This window comes from Anabaena sp. PCC 7938 (assembly GCF_049315035.1).
Classification (GTDB): Bacteria; Cyanobacteriota; Cyanobacteriia; order Cyanobacteriales; family Nostocaceae; genus Anabaena; species Anabaena cylindrica.
In genome coordinates this window covers 2,216,468-2,233,254 of the sequence record NZ_CP186034.1, presented here as the reverse complement: position 1 = coordinate 2,233,254, position 16,787 = coordinate 2,216,468, and the positions used below count along the sequence as shown (strand labels likewise).

16 protein-coding genes and 2 pseudogenes are annotated in these 16,787 nt (G+C 39.8%); 11 read left to right on the top strand and 7 right to left on the bottom strand.

Annotated elements, in window-relative coordinates:
- Positions 1 to 204 precede the first annotated feature (204 nt).
- Positions 205 to 987, top strand: coding sequence for an ABC transporter permease (locus ACOWPH_RS10275; protein ID WP_015215288.1), 783 nt, complete (start codon positions 205 to 207; stop codon positions 985 to 987).
- A 59-nt stretch (positions 988 to 1,046) separates the two neighbouring features.
- Here ACOWPH_RS10275 and ACOWPH_RS10270 read toward each other — a convergent pair whose 3' ends face one another.
- Both ACOWPH_RS10270 and ACOWPH_RS10265 read right to left on the bottom strand, forming a co-directional pair.
- Positions 1,047 to 1,745, bottom strand: coding sequence for a Uma2 family endonuclease (locus ACOWPH_RS10270; RefSeq protein ID WP_015215287.1), 699 nt, complete (start codon positions 1,743 to 1,745; stop codon positions 1,047 to 1,049).
- A 39-nt stretch (positions 1,746 to 1,784) separates the two neighbouring features.
- Positions 1,785 to 2,423 carry a Uma2 family endonuclease gene (locus ACOWPH_RS10265; RefSeq protein ID WP_015215286.1) on the bottom strand — a complete coding sequence of 213 codons (639 nt, stop codon included), beginning with the start codon at positions 2,421 to 2,423 and terminating at the stop codon, positions 1,785 to 1,787.
- A gap of 180 nt (positions 2,424 to 2,603) precedes the next feature.
- On the opposite strand from ACOWPH_RS10265, the gene ACOWPH_RS10260 reads away from it, so the two are divergent.
- The 4 genes from ACOWPH_RS10260 to ACOWPH_RS10245 all read left to right on the top strand — a co-directional run bounded on the left by ACOWPH_RS10260 (position 2,604) and on the right by ACOWPH_RS10245 (position 5,525).
- Positions 2,604 to 3,326, top strand: a complete 723-nt coding sequence (locus tag ACOWPH_RS10260) for a pyridoxine 5'-phosphate synthase (protein WP_015215285.1) — start codon at positions 2,604 to 2,606, stop codon at positions 3,324 to 3,326.
- An 89-nt stretch (positions 3,327 to 3,415) separates the two neighbouring features.
- The gene (locus ACOWPH_RS10255) at positions 3,416 to 4,135 is read left to right on the top strand and encodes a hypothetical protein (protein WP_015215284.1); all 720 of its coding nucleotides are present in this window, start codon (positions 3,416 to 3,418) and stop codon (positions 4,133 to 4,135) included.
- A gap of 64 nt (positions 4,136 to 4,199) precedes the next feature.
- On the top strand, positions 4,200 to 4,529 hold the full coding sequence (locus ACOWPH_RS10250) for an MgPME-cyclase complex family protein (protein ID WP_015215283.1): 330 nt from the start codon (positions 4,200 to 4,202) through the stop codon (positions 4,527 to 4,529).
- Positions 4,530 to 4,841: 312 nt separating this feature from the next.
- Entirely contained in the window at positions 4,842 to 5,525 is a 684-nt protein-coding gene (locus ACOWPH_RS10245; RefSeq protein WP_015215282.1) for a hypothetical protein, read from the top strand.
- A gap of 32 nt (positions 5,526 to 5,557) precedes the next feature.
- On the opposite strand, the gene ACOWPH_RS10240 is transcribed toward ACOWPH_RS10245, so the two are convergent.
- The 4 genes from ACOWPH_RS10240 to ACOWPH_RS10225 form a co-directional block, all read right to left on the bottom strand.
- Positions 5,558 to 6,013 carry a divergent PAP2 family protein gene (locus ACOWPH_RS10240; protein ID WP_015215281.1) on the bottom strand — a complete coding sequence of 152 codons (456 nt, stop codon included), beginning with the start codon at positions 6,011 to 6,013 and terminating at the stop codon, positions 5,558 to 5,560.
- 154 nt (positions 6,014 to 6,167) lie between these two features.
- A complete protein-coding gene (gene crtE / locus ACOWPH_RS10235) occupies positions 6,168 to 7,097 on the bottom strand; it encodes a geranylgeranyl diphosphate synthase CrtE (protein WP_015215280.1) in 930 nt (309 codons plus the stop codon).
- Positions 7,098 to 7,367: 270 nt separating this feature from the next.
- Positions 7,368 to 8,246 carry a bifunctional methylenetetrahydrofolate dehydrogenase/methenyltetrahydrofolate cyclohydrolase FolD gene (gene folD / locus ACOWPH_RS10230; RefSeq protein ID WP_015215279.1) on the bottom strand — a complete coding sequence of 293 codons (879 nt, stop codon included), beginning with the start codon at positions 8,244 to 8,246 and terminating at the stop codon, positions 7,368 to 7,370.
- Between the two features lie 85 nt (positions 8,247 to 8,331).
- The gene (locus ACOWPH_RS10225) at positions 8,332 to 8,475 is read right to left on the bottom strand and encodes a hypothetical protein (protein WP_250855137.1); all 144 of its coding nucleotides are present in this window, start codon (positions 8,473 to 8,475) and stop codon (positions 8,332 to 8,334) included.
- Here ACOWPH_RS10225 and ACOWPH_RS10220 point away from each other — a divergent pair.
- From ACOWPH_RS10220 to ACOWPH_RS10205, 4 genes and pseudogenes are all read left to right on the top strand, one after another.
- A complete protein-coding gene (locus ACOWPH_RS10220) occupies positions 8,474 to 8,899 on the top strand; it encodes a hypothetical protein (RefSeq protein WP_015215278.1) in 426 nt (141 codons plus the stop codon). The genes ACOWPH_RS10225 and ACOWPH_RS10220 overlap by 2 nt on opposite strands.
- Before the next feature lie 203 nt (positions 8,900 to 9,102).
- Entirely contained in the window at positions 9,103 to 9,531 is a 429-nt protein-coding gene (locus ACOWPH_RS10215) for an NUDIX hydrolase (protein WP_015215277.1), read from the top strand.
- Positions 9,532 to 9,612: 81 nt separating this feature from the next.
- Positions 9,613 to 10,695 (top strand): AI-2E family transporter, encoded by a 1,083-nt coding sequence (locus ACOWPH_RS10210; protein WP_015215276.1) that lies wholly within the window; start codon positions 9,613 to 9,615, stop codon positions 10,693 to 10,695.
- 72 nt (positions 10,696 to 10,767) lie between these two features.
- A pseudogene (locus ACOWPH_RS10205) lies at positions 10,768 to 10,869 on the top strand (AAA family ATPase); the annotation flags it as partial.
- On the opposite strand, the pseudogene ACOWPH_RS10200 reads toward ACOWPH_RS10205, so the two are convergent.
- A pseudogene (locus ACOWPH_RS10200) lies at positions 10,870 to 11,112 on the bottom strand (transposase); the annotation flags it as partial.
- Between the two features lie 381 nt (positions 11,113 to 11,493).
- Between ACOWPH_RS10200 and ACOWPH_RS10195 the strand changes: the two are divergent.
- Complete coding sequence (locus ACOWPH_RS10195; RefSeq protein WP_015215274.1) at positions 11,494 to 12,054, top strand: heme NO-binding domain-containing protein; 561 nt, start codon at positions 11,494 to 11,496, stop codon at positions 12,052 to 12,054.
- Positions 12,055 to 12,787: 733 nt separating this feature from the next.
- Complete coding sequence (locus ACOWPH_RS10190; protein WP_015215273.1) at positions 12,788 to 16,654, top strand: response regulator; 3,867 nt, start codon at positions 12,788 to 12,790, stop codon at positions 16,652 to 16,654.
- The last annotated feature ends 133 nt before the right edge of the window (positions 16,655 to 16,787 follow it).

Genomic DNA, 16,787 nt, shown 5'->3' with positions numbered 1-16,787 from the left:
TATCCCCAGATAGAAAAAACTAACCAGTAAGCCAGATTCAGCCAAATTAATTCCCCATAAACCAAAGCAACCCGGTCATTCAATTGATGATCGGAAATTAAGATCCTTCAAATCTAACCTTCAAAATTTTCAGAAAATAAAAAATAATATTAAAATTATATAAAGTTATTCAAAATTTAGTAGATATTGGTTTATTGGAGCAAAATGCAAAGATATTTAAAAGTACTAAGGTTATTTTGGAGTACTGCTATTGCCGCAGAAATGGAATATCGCATTAATTTCATCTTAGCTGCCCTCACCAGCATAGGCAATCTAGCAGGTAGTTTGTTTGGGCTATTCTTATTTTACCGCCAAGGCTACACTTTTACTGGCTGGTCATGGGATGCAGCCTTAATAGTTTTAGGAATGTTCACCCTATTACAAGGCTTTTCTGCCACTCTCCTAGCTCCCAACCTAAACCGCATTGTTCGTCATGTCCAAGAAGGTACATTAGACTTTGTATTATTAAAACCTATCCGCAGTCAGTTTTGGCTTTCCCTTCATACCCTATCACCATGGGGATTACCAGATTTAATTTTTGGCTGTATTATTATTGGCTACGCAGGTAAAAATCTGGGTTTAGGAATCGACAGGTATTTACTCAGTATATTACCCTTATGTTGCAGTTTAGTGATTCTTTACAGCCTGTGGTTTATGTTGGGGTCTACCACAATCTGGTTTGTCAAAATATATAATGTGACTGAAGTACTCCGAGGTTTATTAGAAGCTGGCAGATATCCAGTTATAGCTTATCCAACTGCTTATCGCGTTTTTTTCACTTTTGTAGTTCCAGTGGCATTTTTAACCACAGTTCCCGCTCAAGCAATGTTGGGTGAAAGTCAATTAATTTGGTTATTTGGTGCAGTAATATTAGCGGTGACGTTATTTTCAATTTCCACTTGGTTTTGGCGGTTTGCATTACGTTTTTATACTAGTGCTTCGAGTTAGTTACAAATTCGTTAAATGTTGGGTTTTCTTGCATCAACCCAACCTGCATTGAACTTACATCACAACATATCTGGATTTTCACCCAGTTCTCTTAATCTAGCAGCCAATTTAGCTGCTTGTGATTTAGCTGCTTCTTCCGGTAATAAAACTAGATTTCCAGCAACATCATAAAACCGCACCCAAACCGCAGTTTCCTTATCTATAGTTCCTTCCCAAGTTCCTAACCAAAACCCCAAACGTCTGCACCATAACCAACCATTTTCATTGGGAGTCAAAGGTTGATATTTTTGGTTCTCATCTAAATGCCATCCTTGTAAAGAATTAGGGTCAAATGGGTCGTAGACAAAATAATCTGAGGTGTGGAAAGTTTGTTCATAAAGGTCTTTTTTAATTCCCTTATCTATTACTGCTGTAGACCGTGACATTAATTCCACAATCACATCAGGATAGCGACCATCTTCTTCCCAAACTACCCAACCTTGTCTAGAATTTGTACCATCAACGTTGAGAACTGCAAAGAAATCGGGACCTCGAAAATCACGATTCCGAACTTGGGTGCTACTGTAGTAAATAAACATATTGCCGCCAGTAAAATAATCATTGCGATCGCACCAAGCTTGCTGCAATGACCGAATCAAGACATTCATGGCAATACGATGTCGATTTGATTCCAAAGGTTCACCATCATCAAATATTAAATCTGTAGGTGGGTTATGGGATTCCCAGTCCACAATGGCTAGATTGTTTTCGGTAGTCATGAGCAATTATCACCTTTTTCATCAAGCCGTAAATTTCTATTATAAATTATCCTTAACCCAATTTCTAAAATTACGTACAGCCTGACTTCTGCCAATTTTTAAACATTGCTGCACATACTCATTTACTAATTCCACAATAGGGATATTAGGAAGATTAGGACTAGATTGGGACTTTACATATTTCCCTTCTTGTAACAAGAAAATTTCTAAGCCTTGTTGTTGATATCGCCAAAGTTCAGGAACTCCCAAAATTTCATAGTTCTCAAATCGAGTGCGGGAAGTAATATCAATTTCGATAGCTAAATCTGGTGGTGGATCTATATTTAAGTCAATCCTATTTTTCCCGATTATTGCTGCTTGATTTTGAATATAAAAACTTGTATCTGGTTCGACAGCTTGACACATTCGCTCATTTTTAAGTGTTGTAGAACCAAAAGGCTCAAAATCAATTTCGAGTTTATCTAATAAAATTCTGACCAGTTCACCAAATATCTCTTTATCTTTTTCGTGTTCAGGTAAAGGAACCATAATTTCTAACCAGCCATGACTATAAGAAATACGTGCTGCACGCTTTTCTCCCATTTCTTCTAAAATATTTTCTAATTGCTGCCAACTAATATCTTTGAGTAACATTTGTTGGCCTGGGTTGACAATAATTTGTTGCAGTTCTAAAAGCATATCGCCTCTTTATAATTCGTAATTCGTAATTCGTAATTCGTAATTCGTAATTATTTATTATCTCCGCTACTCCCTGCTTCTTGCCTGATTATAACGACAATTGTTAACACTAACTTACTCATACCCCCTGAATTGGTTAAAATCAACATCTGAAACAAAGTGAAACAGGAGAAAACAGGCGTGCCTACACTCGGTGTAAATATTGACCATATCGCTACCATTCGCCAAGCCAGACGGACAGTAGAACCTGACCCTGTAGCGGCTGCGGTGTTGGCAGAATTAGCAGGTGCAGATGGAATTACCGTACATTTGCGGGAAGATAGAAGACATATTCAAGACAGAGATGTAAGAATTTTAAGACAAACGGTGCGATCGCATCTCAATTTAGAAATGGCTGCAACTGATGAAATGTTGTCAATTGCTCTCGACATCAAACCCGATTATGTAACATTAGTACCTGAAAAGCGTGAAGAAGTCACCACAGAAGGCGGTTTGAATATTGTCGGGCAAGTTGCTAGAATAGGTGAGATAGTTGATAAGCTGCAAAGTTCTGGCATTCCCGTAAGTCTATTTATTGATGCCGAAACAGCACAAATCGAAGCTTCAGCTAAGGTGCAAGCAAAGTTTATTGAACTACACACAGGACAATATGCTGAGGCTCAAGATGAAACAACTCGTCAACGTGAACTAGCTTTATTAGCGCAAGGTTGCGAGCAAGCGATTAAAGCTGGGTTGAGGGTAAATGCCGGACATGGACTCACATATTGGAATGTCTACCCCATAGCGGCGCTTCCAGGCATGGAAGAACTCAACATTGGTCATACCATCATCAGTCGGGCAGCTTTAGTAGGAATAGAAAGAGCCGTCCGGGAAATGAAACAAGCCATACTTGGTAATTCGTAATTCGTAATTCGTAATTCGTAATTGACTAGAGAGGAGTTAGCTGCGTAATCCGAAACAAGGTAAAGTCACATTTGTAATATCAGACCTCTATGACTTCCACACAGTCTAACAACCTACCGCTTTGGGTACAGGATCGGGATACAGTAATTGCATACAGTACCCATGCCGAATGGCGTTATCAGACACCACCAGACTATAGCCGTTCTAAAGAAAATCTGGCTAAAGAGAGTACCCGCAATCACTTAGAGGGTACACTAGAAGCGATCGTGCAGAACTTGGTGAGAACCTTGGAAATGGAGGTATCTTTCAAAAGTAACCCCCAGCAATGGTTATCTATTGCTAATGATCAGTTTCGAGCCAGTACTAATGGGGGTCAAGAGTACACAGCAGCCGATTTATCCGCCCAGGGTACTTATAACCTCTTTATGGCTGATTCCGAACATTACAAAGCTTCTGAAGAAAGTTTTGAATCATCGGCTAAAATCTTTCACAGTACATTTCCTCAAGGGTTTCCTTGGGAAGTGCTGGAAGTTTATTCAGCCCCACCTAATGTTACATTCAAGTGGCGACACTGGGGACATTTTCAGGGTGCTTACAAAGATTTTGCACCAACTGGGGAGACAGTGGAAATTATCGGTATGAGTGTGGCTCGTGTCACCGATGATTTAAAAGTTATATCCTTGGAACACTATTTTGACAACAACCTGTTTTTAGAAAAACTGACAGCAGGTGGCAAACTAGCAAATAGTGAAAACAAGGGTGGTGGTTGTCCCTTTAGTTCTTGGTTTAAGGGATTCAAAAAAAGTTAACTGATTTGGGTACAGAAATGCTCCTGTACCCTATAAATTATTAAATAGTAACCAAAGGATGAAAATGCAAACATACTATTACGTTTTGGCTAGTCAACATTTTCTACTCGAAGAAGAGCCAATACACGAAGTTTTGAAAGAACGTACTCGCAACTACCACGAACAAGAAAAAGAAATTGATTTTTGGTTAGTTAAGCAACCGGCTTTTTTGGAAGCACCGGAAATGAAACAGATAAAAGCGAAGTGTCCTAAACCTCCGGTGGCAATTATTTCTACTAATTCTCAATTTATTACTTGGCTAAAATTGCGATTAGAGTATGTCATCACCGGGGAATTTACGGCTCCTTCTACAACAATTACTGATCCTTTGGCATCTTTAACAACTGCGTCATAAATTTCCATAAATTTTCTCATCAGTTGCTGAGGAGAGTTATGATAAAGATTTGTTGATCTTTATTTTATGTTTATTTGCTCTTCCTCTGCAAATCTAAAGGAAACAAAAAGTAGTTTTATAGTAAGTATTCAGGATAGAGAATACTGCAAGTCAGGAGAATAAAGGCTGTTTTAGTCAACTTTGATGATTTTGATAAAATCTCACTTATCTCTATTCTTCATTTCATAAACATTCTGAACCGCAGGTCTGTGTAATGTCTCCTGACTCCTTACGTTTTAGACATCTTGTAAAATAAACAATATTAGGTATCCAATGTTTGTGATCAAATTTGATTTTTTACCAAGTACTTTATTATTAGCAATTGCTCCCTTTATTGGTGGTATTAATTCTGTTTTAGCCCAACCGACTATTCCCATTTGTCAACCGCCTAATACAGGTGAGTATCTTTTATTAGTTGTTAGTCCTACAACTAATAGTCAACAACAGTTACGCAGTGCTTTACCATCTGATTTGAAACCTGTTACGTGTAAATACTTGAATGGAACAGTAACGCGGATTGGTGGGTTCAACAAGATTGATGATGCTAATCGTTGGGCAAAATATGTGAACAATATTGTGGGATTATCTGCCATTATCACTACTAGACCCACACCACCAACAGTAACACCTGCAAGAATTGTACCACCGGCAATAGTTACTTCCCCACCCTCAGCAAATCAAAGAGTCAGCTATAATCCTAAAATATTAGGAGATGGTTATGCTGTACTGGTAGATTATTTTAATCGTCCAGAAATGGCAAGTAGTTTGCAAAGAGCAGTAGGGGGTAATGTGGGTCTTGTTTCTTATGGACAACGCCCTTATTTATTGGCTGTTTATACTACCAATCAAACAGAGGCATACAAAACTTTAGAAAAATTAAATGAGGGTGGTTTTTTTGCCCTCTTAGCAGATGGTAAAAAAGTGATGTTACTGCGCTCAGTAGTAAATTCCAAGTAATTTTTAGTTAACAGTTTACCAATGACTAACAACTAATAAGCCGCTCTAGATAACAAATAGATAGCTATACCCAAAGCAGAACCAGCGATTACTTGAACTGGTGTGTGTCCAAGTAACTCCTTGAGACGGCCTTGGTTAAAGTCTGGTTTTTCATGAAATAATTCGTCAATCATTTGATTGAGTATGCGAGCTTGTTTACCAGCAGCTTGACGCACTCCAGCTGCGTCGTACATGACAATAATGGCAAAAACCACAGCTACAGCAAAATCAGGAGATGCCCAACCTAGAGTTTGTCCGACACCAGCGGCTAAAGCTGTTACCAAAGCTGAATGGGCGCTGGGCATACCTCCGGTGGTTACTAAGACACGCACATCTATTTTGCGATGTTTGATGACTTCAAAGATGAGTTTTAATCCTTGAGCAACAAAACAAGCTACAAGAGCAACCAGCAGCACCCTGTTGTTTAAAATGTCGCCTATGTCCTGCATGGTGTTTTGGTTTGGTAATTAGTTAAATATGGGCAGTGGTTGTGTGTTGAGGAACAGTTTTTTATGTAAGCCAAAATGCCAAATCCGCCTAGCACAGCAGAAATTGTTAAATAGATGGATATATTTAAAGTCTTCTGCTTTTTAGGTTTTTATGTTAGTGATTGCGACTAACTATATAATGAGCGATCGCTTGAAGAGGTAGGGCTTTTTCTCCAAATGATGCTAATTCTACACAAGCTGACTCAACTAGCTGTTGGGCTTTGGCTCGTGATTCGTCAATTCCCCACAGGCTAGGATAGGTGACTTTCTCGGCTTTTAGGTCTTTACCTGCGGTTTTGCCTAGTTGTTCTTGAGTAGAGGTGATATCCAGAATATCATCAATGATTTGGAATGCCAGACCAATATTTTGCGAATAACGAGTTAATTTTTCTACATCTTCAGCAGATGCACCAGCAATAACTCCGCCGCAAACAACACAAGCTTCTAATAGGGCGGCTGTTTTGTGGTTATGAATAAAATTCAGTGTTTCCAGAGAAATATCAGATTTACCTTCTGAATCTAAATCTACCACTTGACCACCAACTAAACCAGCCGCTCCCAACGCCTTACCCAAACGAGCAATTACTTGTAAAGCTCGCTCTCTTGGCACGTTTTGGGGTGTTTGGGTAGCAACAAACTCAAAAGCTAAAGCCAATAAACCATCCCCTGCTAAAATCGCAATATCTTCGCCGTAGACCTTGTGATTTGTCAACTTGCCGCGACGGTAATCATCATTATCCATGGCAGGTAGGTCGTCATGAATCAACGACATGGTGTGGATCATTTCCACTGCACAAGCCGTAGGCATGGCCATTTCAATTGTGCCACCAATCATTTCCGAGGTAGCAAGACAAAGAATGGGACGCACACGCTTACCTCCTGCTAATAGAGAGTAGCGCATGGCTTCATAAATCTTTTCTGGGTAAACGACAGGAATAGCCTGATCTAAAGCAGTATCACAAAGCTTTTGTCGTTCTTTGAGATAGGAAGCGAGGTTAAACCTGGTTTCCTCTGATTTTTTCTGAAAGTTATCCGTTGCTACCATTCCTAGAGTCCTAAAATTTTCGTTTGCTTGCAATATATATGAAGATTTTACGGTGTGCTGGAGCAGAAAGATTCACTGGTGATTTTATTTTGGATTTTAGATTTTGGATTTTAGCTTGATTTCCCCGTTTCAACTAGGGGTTTTGAGCCAAAAAATCTTAAATCGTTACAGTCAGTTAGGAATTATCACTGCTTAACTGTCAAAATGTTCAGGAAAGCGTTAATTACTCCATACTCCACACTCAATACTCAGTACTCCATACTCAGTACTCTAATTGCCCGTTGCCCGTAAGTAGCTAGAAACTGTATTTTGCAATAGCATAGCGACTGTCATTGGCCCGATACCACCGGGAACTGGGGTGATATATTCTGCCACCTTAGCGGTTGATTGAAAGTCGATGTCACCGACCAAACGGCTTTTCCCATTGCTATCAGTGACGCGGTTTATTCCCACATCTACCACAACAGCGCCCGGTTTCACCATCTCAGCCGTGATTAGTCCGGGAATACCTGCTGCTGCAATGAGAATATCAGCATTTTGGGTGATGGATTTTAAGTCATGCGATCGCGAATGAGCTATGGTGACAGTGGCATTGGCCTCTAATAGCATCAAAGCCATGGGCTTACCCACTAAAATACTACGTCCTACTACTACTGCTTGTTTTCCCACCAAAGGAATTTTATATTCTTCTAGCAGTCTCATCACACCAGCGGGGGTGCAACTGCGTAAACCCGACTCACCCCGCGCCAGTCGTCCTAAGTTCACTGGGTGTAGTCCATCTGCGTCTTTATCGGGTGCAATTTGGTGTAATAGTGCAATTGAATCTAAATGATTAGGTAAAGGCAACTGTACCAAAATCCCATCTACCCGTTGATCTTGGTTAAGTTCACTAATGACTTCCTCTAGCTCTGTTAAGGTAGTTGCGGCAGGAAAATGCTTACCAAAAGATGCAATACCCACTTTAGTGCAGGCTTTTTCTTTATTACTTACATAAGCTGCTGATGCGGGATTATCCCCCACCATCAACACTGCTAAACCAGGAGGTCGGCCAATTTTGGGTTGTAATTGTGCGATCATTGCAGCCAATTCTTGATGAATTTTAGCTGCTAATGCCTTACCATCAAGCAGTTTGGCAGTTTTTATTTCCATAAAATTTACCTGTAAGGGGACTGGGGGACTTGAAAAATGAGGGAGAGTATTGATTTGACTTCTGACTCCTGCATTCTGCCTTCGACTATTTTCTCAGATTAGCTGCATCAACTGAAGGATCAAGAAGAAAAGGATAAATTAAAAACAGTTGTTCTGTCCATCTCCTGTAATCAGCACAACTTGGTATGAATGGAAACTTGAGAAAACTGGTAACAAGGTTAGAATTCATGCAAAAATTCTCTCAATCGTTTGCTTTTCGGCAACAAGCAAAACTGACTTCTATGAAATCTTTTTACCAAGGATTAACCGTTTTTCTGGTACTAGGAATTTGTAGTTGTGGTAACGGAAAACCTGGTGAATTGAACTTAAATAATCTGAGAATTGGCGCTAACGTTACACCGATTCAGGCAATTAAACCAGCACAAGACAACCGCACAACTACAGTTTACATTCAAGGCAAGGTAGAAAAACAAGCTCCTTTAGTTAAGCGGCAAGTATATCAAATCGCTGACTCAACAGGCAAAATCTGGGTTGTGACTAATCAAAAAAATTTCCAAGTGGGACAAGATGTAGTGTTGAAGGGTAAAGTAAAATACAAAAGTATTCCTTTAGCTGGTCAAGAGTACGGTGAGATTTATTTAGAAGAAGAATAACAATGAAAATGAACAGCTAGGGATGACTATCCTCTACCAGAACTATAGGGGTATGCATTTGAATGAAAGACATCATAGCCCCCTCCCCGCAAGCGATGAGGGGGTTGGGGTTCTTGTATCTCACTCAACCGAGAACCGCTATATAAAAAATAAGTAATTTCACATAGCAAGAACACAAATAACCTTACCCAATGTAGAAATTTATGAATAATCAAATACCACAAGTAGCAATTGTAATTCTCTACCAAAACGACAAATATCTCATGCAACTACGCGACAATATCCCCACTATCGCCGCTGCTGGTTGCTGGGGATTCTTTGGGGGACATTTAGAACCTGGTGAAACAGCAGAAATAGCACTAGTGCGGGAAGTAATTGAAGAAATTGGTTACGAATTACCATCTTTTAGTAAATTTGGAATTTATCCCGACGAGAGAGTTATCCGTCATGTTTTTCAAGCACCATTATTAGTGGAATTAGATCAATTAGTTCTAAATGAAGGTTGGGACATGGGATTATTGACCCCAGAAGATATATATCGAGGTGATTGTTATTCAGCCATAGCGAATGAAGTCAGACCGTTAAGCAATATCCATCAAAAAATCATGATGGACTTTATTAATCAAAAATGAAAAATTTCTATCTTCTAATTGCAAAATTATAAGTAGATATCTGAACAATGCAAAAATTATGAATATATTGGAATTAGCTTCATGCAAATAGCAAACAGAATACCGCAATGGGTAAACATAGGTTTAGCCTTTCCCGTAGTCATTCTTAATGGTTGGTTATTAATTCAGGTTGTACAGTACTTTCAACCTTTAGTAAGTGTTGTTTCTGCCGCAATTTTATTAGCTTTTGTTTTAAACTATCCGATTAAATTTTTTCAGAAACGCGGAGTTCCCCGTAATTTAGCAATTGTAGGAGTATTGCTATTAGCTATAATAATTTTAGGGGCTGTTGGCGTTATTTTAGTACCGCTTATTTTCCAACAACTTAACGAACTAGTTAATATTTTTCCTCATTGGATTGAATCTGGCAATGATCAATTGCAAGTATTTTTAAATTGGGCAGCAACACAACAACTGCCTGTGAATTTAAGCGGTTTAGCAACTCAACTTCTGGAAAGAATCTCTAATCAATTTCAGTCGTTTACAGGCAAAATTTTAGGTTTTGCCTTCGACACAATTGGGGCTTTAGTCAACATCCTATTAACATTAGTAATAACCGTTTATTTAATTTTGAATGGTGAACCTTTATGGAATGGAATTTACCAGTGGTTTCCGCAAAATATTGGCACAAGAGTTAGAGATTTATTACGAGAAGATTTTCAAAATTATTTTATCGGTCAAGCAACATTAGGCGCTGTATTAGGTGTAGTAGTAACTCTGGCATTTGTGGCGTTACGAGTTCCCTTAGCATTACTTTTTGGAATTGCAATTGGTCTTTTTTCTCTCTTTCCATTTGGTACGGGTATAGGTATTGCTATAGTTAGTCTATTAGTGGCGTTGAACAACTTTTGGTTAGGTGTAGAAGTTTTAGGTGTAGCTGTTGCTATTGACCAAATAAATTCTAATTTTATCGCCCCGCGTATTTTGGGTAATTTAACAGGTTTAAATCCTGTTTGGGTGGTAATTTCTTTATTGTTAGGTGCAAAATTGGGAGGAGTTTTGGGTTTGTTGGTGGCTATTCCTCTCGCTAGTTTTATTAAAGATATTGCTGATAGTTGGCGGGCTGGTGAGTTGAGGAAGGTGGAGGAGGTAATTGAAACGCAGAGGGGCGCTGAGGTTCGCTGAGGGTTGTTTAGTAATTTTGAGTGGGGTGGATTTTGGTTACGATAAAGATAAGAAAGATTTTGGGAGTTGATTATGCTTAAAAAACTCATTCTCGAAAATTGGAAAAGCTTCCGTTGTGCTGAACTTCCACTTGATTCTTTGACGGTTCTGATTGGAACTAATGCAAGTGGTAAAATCTATACTGACTTCTTCTATTTGTTCTAAAACCTCAGATCCCCATTTCATAAGAGTTTCCTTGATTATTTCTTGTGTACGTCCGTTCAATATAGCAACTAGTTGAGATGTATCTAAATCTATTAGGACTGCACAGTAATTACCTTTACCTTTAATCAGGGCTATTTCATTAAGTCCAAGTTTTTTTAGGTTCAAAGGTTTGAAATTTGGTAATGCTTCGGATGCATCTTTTATCACGGGTTCATCAAAAAATAGATTCCCCAATTTTGTGGGATGGGCATCCTGCCTGTCCTTGATAATTTGCGGGCAAGATGCCCGCACCACAAGAAACTTTAAGAAACTTTTGGGTATTTTTTTAATTGGAAGTACCTTAGAGGATTTTTGCAAACTTTTTCGTGTAGTACCACTTTTAGAGATGTTCTATGGGTAGGGATTCTCGGCTCTTTTTCAGAGATGTCTAGTCCATAACACACTATAAATTTAAGGGATAATGGTGAGTTATGCGATCGCTTGACAATTAAGACAGTCGCTACAAAGCAAGCCAGTTGCGTAAGTCCTGGATTTGTTAACGCGATAAATAAATGCTAACGTATAGTTGTCTTTTATACTTTGGAGCTTGAGTCAATGTATGGTCTAGTTAACAAAGCGATTGAAGAGATGATTTGCAAATATCACGGTGAGGATACCTGGGAAAGCATCAAACAAAAAGCTGACCTTGAAGACATTGATTTTTTTATTGGCATGGATGCCTATTCTGACGATATTACCTATCGTTTAGTCGCCGCAACTTCTGAAGTTTTGGGCATGGAGGCAGAAGAAATACTGAAAGCCTTTGGAGAATACTGGGTGACATACACGGCCGAAGAAGGTTATGGGGAACTTTTAGATAGTGCTGGCGACTCTTTAGGGGAGTTTATGGAGAACCTTGACAATCTGCACGCACGAGTCGGTTTGAGTTTTCCCCAACTCCGTCCTCCATCCTTTGATTGTGAACACACCGATGAAAAATCTATGGATTTGCACTATCAATCTACTCGACAGGGTTTAGCCCCCATGGTAATTGGTTTAATCCACGGATTGGGAAAACGCTTTAATACAAAGGTGGATGTTACCCAAACTAGTTTTCGTGAGCAAGGTGCGCCTCACGATATTTTTTCTGTGGAATATAACGATTCATTGTCCTAAATCTGCTTGCGTCACTTGCGGATAAGTTAACGAATTTGTGTTGTTTTCAGACAACGAAAATTAAGAAAAAATCCCCGTTATTCGTAATTTAGCTAGAAAATGAGTAAAATTGAGGCGAATCAGCTAGTTTTTTGGGAACTGCATCTACTCCCAAATTGATAAATCTGAGTAAGTAAACCTCATCCAAGTTAAGAACTGGATTTTTTCACAAGGGAACGCTTCGACAAGTTTTACAGTGAGCTTGCCGAACTGCTGAGTGCATCGCAGGGAACTCTGGTTCTTCAGTACATAAATATACAAAATCTAGGCAAAAAAATCCCAGAAACCTTACTAGACATCGACTGAATTTCAATATGCGTATCCTAGAACCCTTGTAGAGACGTTCCATGGAACGTCTCTAGATTCTTTTTCGGAGATGTCTATTGGTTTCAAAATAGACGTGGTTTATACTAAAAACGGGTTAAAAGTGTCATTCTGATAGCGCAGTGTGGCGTTAGCCATACGAAGTAAATAATCTCCGAGATACTTCTCTACGAGACGCTCCGCGTTCACAAAGTGTCCCGAAGGGATACACTGCACTACGTTACGCTCAGTATGACATAAGTCCCGATTTCACGGGTTTGCAGTATACTTGGGAAAAATTAAATATTCTATTTATTTGTAAATTTTATTTTCAAATTTTGTATCCTTAGCTTGCTAGAGCAATTTTTTCTGTCTCCTGGTGTACGCAGTTATGACAAATGATCGGGAAATCGAATCAAAACAATTTAGTCTTGACCCTGACCAATTTGCAGCTTTGTTCCCTTTTCATTTGGTTATAGATCGAAGCATGAAGATTGTCCAAGCGGGTGGAGTGCTTCAGCGTATTCTAGAACCTATTTTAATTGTTGGTAGTTCTCTAGAAGAACACTTCCGCATTAATCGCCCCAACTGTCCAGCCAACTTTGCAGCCATTAGCAAACATACGCGTTTGCAGGCTTCCCCATCACTGTTTTTGTTGCAATCTCACCACAAGGAAATGCAGCTAAAAGGAGAGATGGTATATCTAGAGGCATCTGATCATCTGCTGTTTCTTGCTTCTCCCTGGATTACTGATATTGCAGATTTAAAAAAACTGGACTTAAAGCTAGATGATTTTCCTCTCTATGATTCTGTTTCAGATTATTTGTTTCTTTTACAGGCCAAGAATTCAGCCTTGACAGATGCCAAAAAACTCACTGCCAGACTTACATCTCAGCGGGCTGAATTACGAGCAACAGCATCAAGATTGAGAACAGTGATTGAAAGTTTACAGGCTGGTGTGTTATTGGAAGACGAAACCCGACACGTTATCCTAGCAAATCAGGAATTTTGTGATCAGTTTGGCATTCCCGTTGCTCCAGAAGCTTTACAAGGCGTAGATTGTCAGCAAGCAGCACAGACGAGCAAACAACTCTTTGCTGAACCAGAAAAGTTTATCCAGCGTGTGGATGAGATCCTCAGCCAGGATCAAATAGTTCTCAATGAAGAATTGCAATTGCAAGATGGGCGAATTTTTGAACAGGATTATATACCTATTGTGGTTGACCAAAAATTTTATGGTCATCTGTGGAAATACCACGATATTACCCAACGCAAACAAGCTGAAAATGCACTACGGCTAAGTGAAGAACGGTTAAAGCTGGCTTTAGGGGCTGTAGATGAAGGACTCTGGGACTGGAATCTGGTGAGTGGGGAAGTTTATCGTAGTCCACGTTGGTTTACAATGCTTGGTTATACGCCAGAAGAGCTAGAACACGATATCAAGCTGAAAATTCGGTTGATCCATCCAGAGGATCTGTCAGTTATGCAACAGCGACTGATCGCACATATCAAGGGGGAGACACCTTTTTATGAGGTAGAATTACGATTTTTTACCAAATCTGGAGAATGGAAGTGGATTCTAGATCGGGGTAAGTTAGTTAGCCGCGATTCTCAAGGTAGAGCGGCGAGAATGGTGGGAACCCATTTAGATATTACTGAACGCAAACGCTCAGAAGCCGCACTACAACAACAATATAAACGGGTGCTATTGCTCAAGCAAATTACAGAAGAAATTCGTCAGTCCTTACAATCGGAAAAAATTCTACAGACAACGGTGACGGAAGTGCAACGGATTTTGCAGTGCGATCGCGTGGTTATCTTTCAAGTTAACCCTGATGGTAATGGCAAAGTTGTCCAGGAGGCAGTAGTTCCAGGATGGTCAGTCACTCTCAACCAAGATATCAATGATCCTTGTCTAAAGGATGGATACTTTGACTTTTATCGTCATGGACGGATGACTGTGATTTCCGATATAGAGAAAGCAGGATTTCAACCTTGCCATGTGGAATTTTTACAGCAGTTTCAGGTGAAAGCCAATCTGGTTGTCCCAATTTTAGTGCGGGAAGATTTATGGGGATTATTAATTGCTCATCAGTGCGATCGCCCTAGACAATGGACGGAATTAGAATTAGATCTCCTCAAACACTTGGCTGATCAAATGGGTATTGCCCTCACCCAAGCACAGTTACTGACTCAAGAAACCCATCAAGCCAATCTCTTAGCACTGCAAAATGAAGAACTAAATCTGGCCAAGCAAACAGCAGAGACTGCCAACATGGCCAAAAGCAATTTCCTGGCCACCATGAGCCATGAAATTCGCACCCCTATGAATGCCATCATCGGCATGAGTGGAATGCTTTTGGATACTAGCTTGACTTCTGAGCAACTCGACTGTGTGGAAACCATCCGCAATAGTAGCAATGCACTACTGACAATTATTAATGATATTCTTGACTTTTCTAAGATTGAATCTGGCAAATTAGAGTTAGAAGCACAGCCTTTTGATTTGCGTCTTTGTGTGGAAGAAGCCCTAGATTTGCTGGCTCCCCAAGCGGCTTCCAAAGGCATTGAATTGATGTACCTAATCGCAACAGATGTACCTATATTTATTATTGGTGATATTACTCGTCTGCGCCAAATTCTCTGGAATTTAATGAGTAATGCCATTAAATTTACCAAGGTCGGTGAAGTAATGGTGACAATCACAGCCAGGGAGATGGTTTCAACCTCTGGATGCTATGAGTTGCAATTTGCAGTTAGAGATACAGGTATTGGCATTCCGCGCGATCGCTTACATCGACTCTTTAAACCCTTCAGTCAAGTTGATGTTTCCATGACTCGACGCTATGGTGGCACAGGCTTAGGATTAGTCATCAGCAAACGGCTGTGCGAAATTATGGGGGGCAGAATGTGGGTAGATAGTCAACCAAATCAAGGTTCTACTTTCTATTTCACAGTTATTTTCCCAGTTGATTCGTCAGCTATTAATAGCTCCATCAGTACCGATCCTGAACTGCTCAATCAGCGGTTACTCTTAGCAGTCGATAACATCAATTTAAGACAATGCTTAACTTTGCGACTTCAAAGTTTAGGATTAGAAGTCCAAGTTGTGGAATCTAATACAGCAATGCTCCAACATCTAGAGCAAGAAAAACCCTTCGCTCTGGCTATTTTGGATATTGATAGTCCAGACTGGAACGCTCTTAACTTGCCGGCTAAAATTCGAGACATCCCTAAACAACGGGATTTACCCTTGGTAATGTTGAGTTATAAGGGCAAGCAAACCTTAGAAGTCAAACAGGTATCGGCTGAGTTTACAGCCTTTTTATATAAACCTGTACGTCAATACCAGCTATATCATACGCTGTTACACATTATTCAGGGTAGCTGGTTTACTAAGGTCATTAAGGACTCTACCGACTCTATCATTCCCTCTTATTCTCGGTTGTCTAAACCCGATCTCCCCACCATTGATACCAAATTATCCAAAAGCTTACCCCTGAAAATTCTGCTAGTTGAAGATGTGTTGATCAATCAAAAAATTGCCCTCCAGATGCTGAATCGCTTAGGTTATCGAGCAGATGTAGCTAATGATGGACATGAAGCTTTAGAAGCCTTGCAAAGGCAACTTTATGATGTGGTATTCATGGATATTCAGATGCCAGAAATGGATGGCTGGGAAACAACTCTGCGTATTCGTAGCGACTTTTCCCAGGATGCCCAACCTTGGATCATCGCTATGACTGCCCATGCTCGTCCAGAAGATCGCCAAGAATGCCTGAGTATTGGGATGAATGATTATATTAGTAAACCGATTAGTTTGGAAGGTCTGGAAGCAGTTCTCAAACAGTATGGTACTCAGCAGCATCAAGGCATAGAACCCGTTACAGATCAAGTATTAACTTCTTCTCAGGAGCAAACAGTCATTGACCACAGTATTCTGGAAGACTTGCGTAATATGGCTGGTAGTGAAGGCGATCGCTTGATTGCAGAATTAATCCAAGTTTACCTAGAAGATGCCCCAGCCAGAATTCAGGCAATTCAAGATGCTCTAACCTCTGAAAATATCACCAATCTCAAAAAAATGGCTCATGCCTTGCGATCGCCCAGTGTTAGTATTGGTGCAGTCAACTTGGGTAAAATTTGTGAAACTTTGGAAGATACTGCACAGCATCTATCATTAGCACAAATAACTGATTTAGTTAATCGCATAAAGAGCGAATATCAAAATGTTATCTCGGCCTTAGAAAGTTTTTAGATCATCAATATTACATCCGATTAAATACTTACAAATACTTAGGGCTTAATGATTCAAGACTATTCTGATCTTCTTCTTCTTCTTCTTCTTCCTCCTAACTCCTAACTCCTAACTCCTAACTCCTAACTCCTAA

Excerpts from the sequence above, each read along its gene's own strand:
- ACOWPH_RS10275 (WP_015215288.1), top strand. The coding sequence starts at position 205 with ATGCAAAGATATTTAAAAGTACTAAGGTTATTTTGGAGTACTGCTATT.
- ACOWPH_RS10255 (WP_015215284.1), top strand. The coding sequence starts at position 3,416 with ATGACTTCCACACAGTCTAACAACCTACCGCTTTGGGTACAGGATCGG.
- ACOWPH_RS10250 (WP_015215283.1), top strand. The coding sequence starts at position 4,200 with ATGCAAACATACTATTACGTTTTGGCTAGTCAACATTTTCTACTCGAA.
- ACOWPH_RS10270 (WP_015215287.1), bottom strand. The coding sequence starts at position 1,745 with ATGACTACCGAAAACAATCTAGCCATTGTGGACTGGGAATCCCATAAC.
- ACOWPH_RS10220 (WP_015215278.1), top strand. The coding sequence starts at position 8,474 with ATGCAAAAATTCTCTCAATCGTTTGCTTTTCGGCAACAAGCAAAACTG.
- ACOWPH_RS10225 (WP_250855137.1), bottom strand. The coding sequence starts at position 8,475 with ATGAATTCTAACCTTGTTACCAGTTTTCTCAAGTTTCCATTCATACCA.
- folD (WP_015215279.1), bottom strand. The coding sequence starts at position 8,246 with ATGGAAATAAAAACTGCCAAACTGCTTGATGGTAAGGCATTAGCAGCT.
- ACOWPH_RS10215 (WP_015215277.1), top strand. The coding sequence starts at position 9,103 with ATGAATAATCAAATACCACAAGTAGCAATTGTAATTCTCTACCAAAAC.
- ACOWPH_RS10195 (WP_015215274.1), top strand. The coding sequence starts at position 11,494 with ATGTATGGTCTAGTTAACAAAGCGATTGAAGAGATGATTTGCAAATAT.
- ACOWPH_RS10240 (WP_015215281.1), bottom strand. The coding sequence starts at position 6,013 with ATGCAGGACATAGGCGACATTTTAAACAACAGGGTGCTGCTGGTTGCT.
- ACOWPH_RS10245 (WP_015215282.1), top strand. The coding sequence starts at position 4,842 with ATGTTTGTGATCAAATTTGATTTTTTACCAAGTACTTTATTATTAGCA.
- ACOWPH_RS10210 (WP_015215276.1), top strand. The coding sequence starts at position 9,613 with ATGCAAATAGCAAACAGAATACCGCAATGGGTAAACATAGGTTTAGCC.
- crtE (WP_015215280.1), bottom strand. The coding sequence starts at position 7,097 with ATGGTAGCAACGGATAACTTTCAGAAAAAATCAGAGGAAACCAGGTTT.
- ACOWPH_RS10265 (WP_015215286.1), bottom strand. The coding sequence starts at position 2,423 with ATGCTTTTAGAACTGCAACAAATTATTGTCAACCCAGGCCAACAAATG.
- ACOWPH_RS10190 (WP_015215273.1), top strand. The coding sequence starts at position 12,788 with ATGACAAATGATCGGGAAATCGAATCAAAACAATTTAGTCTTGACCCT.